6 protein-coding genes are annotated in these 8,909 nt (G+C 59.0%); 3 read left to right on the top strand and 3 right to left on the bottom strand.

The genetic code is table 11. The features are described from left to right. The 3 genes from ACVWXW_RS13975 to ureC form a co-directional block, all read right to left on the bottom strand. A partial coding sequence (locus tag ACVWXW_RS13975; protein WP_457404314.1) for an IS607 family transposase occupies positions 1–340 on the bottom strand: 340 nt, incomplete at its 3' end. A gap of 67 nt (positions 341–407) precedes the next feature. Further along, entirely contained in the window at positions 408–1,514 is a 1,107-nt protein-coding gene (locus tag ACVWXW_RS13980; RefSeq protein ID WP_457404316.1) for an ABC transporter ATP-binding protein, read from the bottom strand. A gap of 63 nt (positions 1,515–1,577) precedes the next feature. Continuing rightward, entirely contained in the window at positions 1,578–3,296 is a 1,719-nt protein-coding gene (gene ureC, locus ACVWXW_RS13985) for an urease subunit alpha (RefSeq protein ID WP_457398220.1), read from the bottom strand. A gap of 327 nt (positions 3,297–3,623) precedes the next feature. Here ureC and psaA point away from each other — a divergent pair, with 327 nt between their 5' ends. The 3 genes from psaA (at position 3,624) to ACVWXW_RS14000 (ending at position 8,896) form a co-directional block, all read left to right on the top strand. Next, positions 3,624–5,891: a photosystem I core protein PsaA gene (psaA, locus tag ACVWXW_RS13990; RefSeq protein ID WP_457404318.1), complete on the top strand. Its 2,268-nt coding sequence runs from the start codon at positions 3,624–3,626 to the stop codon at positions 5,889–5,891. A 21-nt stretch (positions 5,892–5,912) separates the two neighbouring features. After that, the gene (gene psaB, locus ACVWXW_RS13995) at positions 5,913–8,147 is read left to right on the top strand and encodes a photosystem I core protein PsaB (RefSeq protein WP_414332634.1); all 2,235 of its coding nucleotides are present in this window, start codon (positions 5,913–5,915) and stop codon (positions 8,145–8,147) included. Between the two features lie 107 nt (positions 8,148–8,254). After that, positions 8,255–8,896 (top strand): Uma2 family endonuclease, encoded by a 642-nt coding sequence (locus ACVWXW_RS14000; RefSeq protein ID WP_414418193.1) that lies wholly within the window; start codon positions 8,255–8,257, stop codon positions 8,894–8,896. The last annotated feature ends 13 nt before the right edge of the window (positions 8,897–8,909 follow it).

The following is an 8,909-nucleotide window of genomic DNA, read 5'->3' on the forward strand; positions in this document are numbered from 1 at the left end:
CTGTACGAACTCGCTCCAATAAGGCAAGGAACTTTGGTCTTTTGAAGTCGAGACCGCCGCCAATCTCTCCGACCACTTCGGCTCCAGGATAGAGGCTAACCAGCCTTGCAATCTGTCTCTCCAAGTCTGGCTTCTGCCCTCGGCTGCTGACTCGGGCGTACAAAACGACTCGTTTGACTTTTCTTGGCGTTTTGATGTAGCTGTCGAGGTCATACCTTCTCGCCCTACCGGATGGTGTGCGTATTGCCTTGATCCAACCTTTCTGTTCCCATCGCCTCAAAGTGTGGAGACATACCCCGAAATAGTCCGCCGCTTCTCTCGGTTTCACATACCTAGCCATACTAAGCAGCCATGCTGAACATACTATACGTTATTTCCAGTATAGTCCAGCATATCATTGACTAGAGTCATACTCTCCCCTCTTCCTTTGGGAAAAGGGCCGGGGGTGAGGGATCCCCGCCAATCTCCACAGGCCACAGAGCCTCTGTCGGCAAGTGGATCCACACCGTCTGCCCCGGCGCAAACACCTGATGGGGAGCCACCCAAGCCTGCAGACTGCCCCAAGGGGTTTGTAAGGTCAGCCGTCGCTGGGTGCCCGCAAAGCGTTCCGCCATCACCTGGGCCAAGAAAACATTGTCGGCCAAGCCGGGCGGCTGGGGAAGCACCTGCACCTGTTCCGGGCGCACCGTCAGCCGCACCTGACCTTGGAGTGGCGCGGCGCTTTTCAAGAGGATCCCGTTGTTGAGGCGAAGCTGGTGACCCTCCGCCTGCGCATCGAAAAAATTGACCCCGCCAAAAAAGCGGGCAATGCGCTCGGAGCGCGGCTGCTGATAGAACTCCACAGGGGATCCCACCTGGTGTAGCTGCCCCTCAAACATCAGGCCGATGCGTTGGGCCATGGCTGTGGCTTCTGCTTGATCGTGGGTAACCAGCACCGTCGTCACCCCTGTTTCCGCCTGCAGCTCCAGGATGAGGGCCTGCATCTCTTGGCGCAGGTTGGCATCCAGGGCCGATAAAGGTTCATCCAACAGCAGCACCTTGGGCCGAATCACCAAAGCCCGCGCCAGGGCCACCCGCTGCGCTTGTCCGCCAGAGAGCTGACTGGGCCGACGCTGAGCAAAGCCGGGCAATTGCACCCGCTCCAACATGCGCCAGGCGGCAGCCTCCCGCTCTGCCCGGGGAATGCCCCGCATTTTCAGGCCAAAAGCAACATTCTCCCCCACGCTCAGGTGGGGAAACAGGCGGCTGTGTTGGGACAGCAAAGTCACGCCGCGCCGTTCCGGCGGCAGAGGGTTGAGGGGGATCCCGTCCAGCCAGATTTCCCCCGGATAGGGCAAGGGATCCGGCTCCAGCAGGCCGGCGATGAGATTGAGGGTGGTGGACTTGCCGCAGCCCGACGGCCCCAGCAGGGCGAAGATCTCCCCTGCCTCCACGCTCAAAGACAAATCCCTGAGGACAGGGATCCCTCCCTTGTGGAAGCGCTTGCTGAGGTGGCGGAGAACAAGGTGGCCCATGCTTGGGTTACCGATCAAACGCTCAATAGAGCTCTCAAGCTCTCCCAAATTAGAACACCCGAATTAGAACAGAAAGTACCGTTGTGCCATGGGCAGCACCTCTGCCGGCTCGCAGGTGAGCAGCTCTCCATCGGCCCGCACTTCATAGGTCTCTGGGTTCACCTCAATGTGGGGAGTGGCGGTATTGAGTTTCAAATCCGCTTTGCCGATCTCGCGGCAATTTTTCACCGCTACGGCCCGGCGCTGGATCCCCAATTTCTCAGGGATCCCCAGGTCTAGGGCAGCCTGGGAGACAAAGAGGAGGCTGGTCTCGGTCAAGGCGCGGCCAAAGCTGCCGAACATGGGGCGAGGGTACACCGGCTGCGGGGTTGGAATGGAAGCATTGGGATCCCCCATTTGGGCATAGGCAATCAGGCCCCCCTTCAGGACAATTTCCGGCTTAACCCCAAAAAAGGCCGGCTTCCACAGACACAGATCCGCCAGTTTTCCCACCTCCACCGACCCGATGACGTGGCTGAGTCCTTGGGCGATGGCGGGGCAGATGGTGTACTTAGCCACGTAACGCTTGGCCCGGAAGTTGTCGTTGCGGCTGCTGTCTTGCGGCAGAGGCCCCCGCTGCACCTTCATCTTGTGAGCTGTCTGCCAAGTGCGGATGATCACCTCCCCCACCCGGCCCATGGCCTGCGAGTCGGAAGAGATGATGCTGAACACCCCCATGTCATGCAAGATGTCTTCGGCGGCAATGGTTTGGGGGCGAATGCGGCTTTCGGCAAAAGCAATATCCTCCGGCACATTCTTGCTCAGGTGGTGACACACCATCAGCATGTCCAGATGTTCTTCGATGGTGTTGCGGGTAAAGGGGCGGGTGGGATTGGTGGAGCTGGGCAGCACGTTGGGCTCCGAGGCAATGCGGATGATGTCGGGGGCATGCCCACCCCCGGCCCCTTCGGTGTGGAAGGTGTGAATGGTGCGGCCATTGATGGCGGCGATGGTATCTTCCACAAAAGCCGATTCATTTAAAGTATCGGTGTGGATGAGGGTTTGGACGTCGTACTCATCCGAGACTTGCAAACAGCTGTCGATCACCGCCGGCGTGGATCCCCAATCTTCGTGGATCTTGAGTCCGCAGGCCCCCGCTTCCACCTGTTCCCGCAGAGCCTCGGGGAAAGCCGCGTTCCCCTTGCCAAAAAAGCCCAAATTGACCGGAAACCCCTCCGCCGCCTGCAACATTTTGCCCAAGTTCCAAGCTCCAGGGGTGCAGGTGGTGGCGTTGCTGCCGGTGGCCGGCCCGGTTCCGCCCCCCAAAAGGGTGGTCACTCCCGAAGCGATGGCAAACTCGCACAACTGCGGACAGATGAAATGCACATGGGCATCGATCCCGCCCGCTGTCAGGATCAGGTTTTCCCCGGCAATCACCTCAGTGCTGGGGCCAACCACCATGCCCGGCGTCACCCCCGCTTGGATGTTGGGGTTGCCGGCTTTGCCAATGCCGACAATGTAGCCATCGCGAATGCCCACATCCGCCTTGACGATGCCCCACCAGTCCAGGATCAGGGCGTTGGTGATCACCAGATCCAAGGCCCCATTGGCGCGGGTGGCCGTCGGCGATTGCCCCATGCCATCGCGGATGGTTTTGCCGCCCCCAAACTTAATCTCCTCGCCGTAGGTGGTGAAATCCTCCTCCACCTCGATGATCAGTTCGGTATCCGCCAGGCGCACCCGATCCCCTACGGTGGGGCCGTAGTTGCTGACGTATTGGCGACGGGGAATCTCTAGGGTCATAGGGTGGTATCTGCAAAAGGGCTGCCAGGGTTTTACCACACATCCCCACCCAGGGGATCCCTTGCTGTCTATTGTTCAGTTCCAACCCTTCCTGAGAACGGATTGGGTTGGCTGAAAATTCGTTACATATATTTACATCTATGATCGAAAAAACAATTGCCAATCGACTCCAGCCTCGATGGGACAAGGGATCCCTCGTTTAATTATTGTGAAGCAACTGAGGGCTCACAAACCCTGACCTATAATGCCAGGTAAGTCCTGCCCTGAGGGAATCTTCTGCCAAGGGGTGGGGATGCTTCGTTCCTTGTCGCAAGAGAGGAGTTCTTGATGACAACTACGCCAAAGGAGCGAGAGCCGAAGGTCAAGGTGTCGGTTGATGTGGATCCGGTTCCCACCTCATTTGAGAAATGGGCTAAGCCGGGGCACTTCGATCGCAGCCTATCCCGTGGCCCCAAGACCACGACCTGGATCTGGAACCTCCATGCTCTTGCTCATGACTTCGACAGTCACACCAGCGACTTAGAAGACGTCTCTCGTAAGATCTTTTCCGCTCACTTCGGCCACTTGGCGGTGGTTTTCGTCTGGCTGAGCGGCATGTACTACCACGGAGCTCAGTTCTCCAACTATTCCGCTTGGCTGGCGGATCCGATCAACATCAAGCCCAGCGCCCAAGTGGTCTGGCCCATCTTTGGCCAAGAGATCCTGAATGGGGATGTGGGTGGCGGCTTCGAAGGGATCCGCATTACTTCTGGTCTATTTCACCTCTGGCGAGCTGCCGGCATCACCAATGAGTTTCAACTCCTCTGCACCGCCATCGGTGGCTTGGTGATGGCCGGGCTGTGCCTGTTTGCCGGCTGGTTCCACTACCACAAGCGGGCTCCCAAGCTGGAGTGGTTCCAAAATGTGGAATCGATGCTCAACCACCACCTGGCGGGCCTGCTGGGGCTGGGTTCTTTGGCCTGGGCTGGTCACCAAATCCACGTGGCCATTCCCATCAACAAGATGTTGGATGCGGGCGTGCCGGCGGCCCAGATCCCTCTGCCCCATGAATTCATCCTCAAGCCGGCCCTGATGAAGGAGATGTTCCCCAGCGTGGATTGGGGCTTCTTCAGCGGGGTGGTGCCTTTCTTTACCTTGGACTGGGGCAAGTACGCGGAGTTCCTCACCTTCAAGGGTGGTCTGGATCCGCAGACGGGCGCCCTCTGGCTGACGGATCAGGCCCACCACCACCTGGCCATCGCCGTGCTCTTTATCGTGGCTGGCCACATGTACCGCACCAACTGGGGCATTGGCCACTCCATTAAGGAGATCCTGGAAGCCCACAAGGGCCCCTACACGGGCGAGGGCCACAAGGGTCTGTACGAAGTGCTGACCACCTCTTGGCACGCCCAACTGGCCATCAACCTGGCCATGGTGGGATCCCTGAGCATCATCGTGGCCCAGCACATGTACGCCATGAACCCCTACCCCTACATGGGCATTGACTACGCCACCCAGATCTCCTTATTTACCCACCACATGTGGATAGGGGGCCTGTTTATCGTTGGCGGCGCTGCCCACGGGGCCATCTACATGGTTCGCGATTATGACCCGGCGGTGAACCGCAACAATGTCTTGGATCGGGTGATCCGCCACCGCGACGCCATCATCAGCCACCTGAACTGGGTGTGCCTATTCCTGGGCTTCCACGCCTTCGGCTTCTACGTTCACAACGACACGATGCAGGCCCTGGGCCGTCCGCAGGACATGTTCTCGGATACAGGCATCCAGCTGCAGCCCATTTTTGCCCAGTGGATTCAATCGCTGCACACCAAGGCCATCGCTAGCACTGCTCCCTATGTGGGCGCTTCGGTAAGCCCCATCTTTGGGGGTGATGTGGTGGCTGTGGGTGGCAAGGTGTCCATGATGCCGATGGTGCTGGGCACGGCGGACTTCATGGTTCACCACATTCACGCCATGACCATCCACATCACGGTGCTGATCCTGCTCAAGGGGGTGCTGTTTGCCCGCTCTTCTCGCCTGATCCCCGATAAGGCCAAGCTGGGCTTCCGCTTCCCCTGCGATGGCCCGGGCCGCGGCGGCACTTGCCAAGTCTCCGCTTGGGATCACGTGTTCCTAGGGCTGTTCTGGATGTACAACTGCATCTCGATCGTGATCTTCCACTTCAGTTGGAAGATGCAGAGCGACATCTGGGGCACCGTCAACCCGGACGGCACGATTGAGCACCTCACCGGAGGCAACTTTGCGGCCAGCGCTATCAACATCAACGGCTGGTTGCGGGACTTCCTGTGGGCCCAATCGGTGCAGGTGATCAACTCCTATGGCTCGGCGCTGTCGGCCTATGGACTGCTCTTCTTGGGCGCCCACTTCGTCTGGGCCTTCAGCTTAATGTTCCTGTTCAGCGGCCGTGGCTACTGGCAGGAGCTGATCGAGTCCATCGTCTGGGCCCATAACAAACTGAAAGTTGCTCCGGCCATTCAACCTCGCGCCCTCAGCATCATCCAGGGGCGGGCGGTCGGTGTGGCCCACTACCTGCTGGGCGGAATCGTGACCACTTGGGCGTTCTTCCTGGCACGGTTTGCCGCACTCGGCTAAGGCAAGGAGGAAGAGACAATCATGACCACTGCAACTCGTTTTCCCCAATTCAGCCAAGACCTGGCCAGCGATCCCACCACGCGTCGGCTGTGGTATGGCATTGCCACCGCCCACGACTTCGAGACCCACGATGGCATGACAGAGGAGCGGCTTTACCAAAAGCTGTTCGCCACCCACTTTGGCCATCTGGCAATCATCTTCCTGTGGGCCTCCGGCAACGTCTTCCACATCGCCTGGCAAGGCAACTATGAGCAATGGGTAGCCAACCCCACGGGTGTCACCCCCATCGCCCACGCCATCTGGGATCCCCACTTTGGCAAGGCAGCGGTGGAAGCCTTTACCCAACCGGGGGGCGGCGGCCCCGTCAACGCGGCCTACTCTGGCCTGTACTATTGGTTCAACACCATTGGCCTGCGCACCAACGGCGATCTCTACACCGGCGCGATTGGCCTGCTGTTGTTGGCGGCAGTGTTTCTGTTTGCCGGCTGGCTGCACCTGCAGCCCCGCTTCCGGCCTAGCCTGAGCTGGTTCAAGAACGCTGAAGCCCGTCTCAACCACCACCTGGCCGGCTTGTTTGGGGTCAGTTCCCTGGCTTGGACTGGTCACCTGGTACACGTCGCCATCCCCGAGTCCCGCGGGCAGCACGTAGGCTGGGACAACTTCCTTACCACTCTGCCCCACCCGGCAGGTCTGAAGCCCTTCTTTACCCTCAACTGGGGGGTGTATGCCCAGAACCCGGACACGGCCAACCATGTCTGGGGCACGGCAGAAGGGGCGGGCACGGCCATCCTCACTTTCTTGGGTGGCTTTAACCCCAACACCCAGTCCCTGTGGCTGACGGACATGGCCCACCACCACCTGGCCATCGCGGTGATCTTCATCGTGGCCGGCCACATGTACCGCACCAACTGGGGCATTGGCCATAGCATCCGGGAGATCCTTGGCGCCCACAACCCCCCCAAGGGCACTCCCTTCGGAGGCCTGCTGGGAGAAGGCCACAAAGGTCTCTACGACACGGTCAACAACTCCCTGCACTTCCAGTTGGCTCTGGCCTTGGCCTGTCTGGGGGTGGTGACCTCGCTGGTGGCGCAGCACATGTACGCCCTTAACCCCTACGTGTTCATGTCCATGGATCACACCACGGAGGCGGCTCTTTACACCCATCACCAGTACATTGCTGGCTTCTTGATGGTGGGGGCGTTTGCCCACGGGGCCATCTTCCTGGTGCGGGACTATGATCCTGAGGCCAACAAGAACAACGTGCTGGCGCGGGTGCTGGATCACAAGGAAGCGATTATCTCCCACCTCAGCTGGGTATCGCTGTTCCTGGGCTTCCACACCCTGGGGCTGTACGTCCACAACGACGTCATGCAGGCCTTTGGCACGCCGGAGAAGCAGATCTTGATCGAGCCGGTGTTTGCTCAGTTCATCCAGGCCTCTCACGGCAAGATGATCTACGGCATGGATGTGTTGTTGTCCAACCCCGACAGCCTTGCTTCTACCGCTTGGCCCAACTACGGCAACGTGTGGCTGCCGGGCTGGCTGCAGGCCATCAACGATCCCAATGGATCCCTGTTCCTGCCCATTGGCCCGGGTGACTTCCTGGTGCACCACGCCATTGCGCTGGGCTTGCACACCACCACCTTGATCTTGGTCAAGGGGGCGTTGGATGCCCGCGGCTCTAAGCTGATGCCGGACAAGAAGGACTTTGGCTACAGCTTCCCCTGCGACGGCCCGGGTCGAGGCGGCACCTGCGACATCTCCGCCTGGGATGCCTTCTACCTGGCCATGTTCTGGATGCTGAACACCATCGGCTGGGTTACCTTCTACTGGCACTGGAAGCAGCTTGGGGTTTGGAGCGGCAACACTGCCCAGTTCAACGAGAACTCCACCTACCTGATGGGCTGGCTGCGGGATTACCTCTGGGCCAACTCTGCTCAGTTGATCAACGGCTACAACCCCTACGGGATGAATAACCTGGCGGTTTGGGCCTGGATGTTCCTGTTTGGCCACTTGGTCTGGGCGACGGGGTTCATGTTCTTGATCTCCTGGCGCGGCTACTGGCAAGAGCTGATCGAGACCTTGGTGTGGGCGCATGAGCGCACTCCCTTGGCCAAGCTGATCCGCTGGAAAGACAAGCCGGTGGCCATGTCGATTGTCCAAGGTCGTCTGGTGGGTCTGGCCCACTTCACGGTGGGTTACGTGCTGACCTACGCGGCCTTTGTTATCGCCTCGACAGCCTCTCAGTCGGGGTAGCAAGCCCATAACCTGCTGAATAGGGATCCCTCGGCTGGTCCAGGGATCCCTTTTTTGTGAGTTGGTAGAGTGGTGATATGAAGTTTAGGGTCTGATGAGTTTGGTCGATGACTCTAGCCGCCCGATTGGATCCCTATATCAGGCGATATACCTTTGAGGAGTTTCATCGACTGATTGAGTCTGGACAGATTGAAGAGCCCAATCAGTTGGAGCTGATTGACGGGCTCCTAGTTCAAAAGATGACGAAAGGGGAGAGGCACGCCGCCTACTGTAGCCGCCTGTACCGACTGTTGGTGGGCCTTGTGCAGGAGCAAGCTATTGTGCGCACCCAGGATCCGGTCCAACTGCCCCCCAATCACGAGCCAGAGCCCGACTTTGCCATTGTGCGCTTTCAGCAGGATGAGTACCGCTCTCGGCATCCTCAGCCCGAAGACATCTATCTCATCATCGAAGTGGCTGATTCTTCCCTTACCTATGATCGGGAAGTCAAACTCGGACTCTACGCCAAAGCCGGGATCCCCAACTACTGGATCTTGAACTTGCAAGAGAACTGCCTAGAGACGTACAGCTTGCCAATAGAGTCGGGAGTTTACCAAAAAAGAGAGGCTTACACCCCCAAGGAAAAAGTTGGGATCCCAGGGATCCTGGCTGGAGAGTTGAGTCTGGATCAGCTAGAAATCGCAGGAGCCCCGCACTGTACCCGTAGGGTCAGTGTCGGGAGGAATGCGGAAGTTACGATAGAACCATGACCCAAGTCCTGAC

The organism is Thermostichus sp. MS-CIW-30 (genome assembly GCF_054058015.1).

Coding starts and splice junctions, on each gene's coding strand:
- ureC (WP_457398220.1), bottom strand. CDS start 3,296: ATGACCCTAGAGATTCCCCGTCGCCAATACGTCAGCAACTACGGCCCC.
- psaB (WP_414332634.1), top strand. CDS start 5,913: ATGACCACTGCAACTCGTTTTCCCCAATTCAGCCAAGACCTGGCCAGC.
- ACVWXW_RS14000 (WP_414418193.1), top strand. CDS start 8,255: ATGACTCTAGCCGCCCGATTGGATCCCTATATCAGGCGATATACCTTT.
- ACVWXW_RS13980 (WP_457404316.1), bottom strand. CDS start 1,514: ATGGGCCACCTTGTTCTCCGCCACCTCAGCAAGCGCTTCCACAAGGGA.
- psaA (WP_457404318.1), top strand. CDS start 3,624: ATGACAACTACGCCAAAGGAGCGAGAGCCGAAGGTCAAGGTGTCGGTT.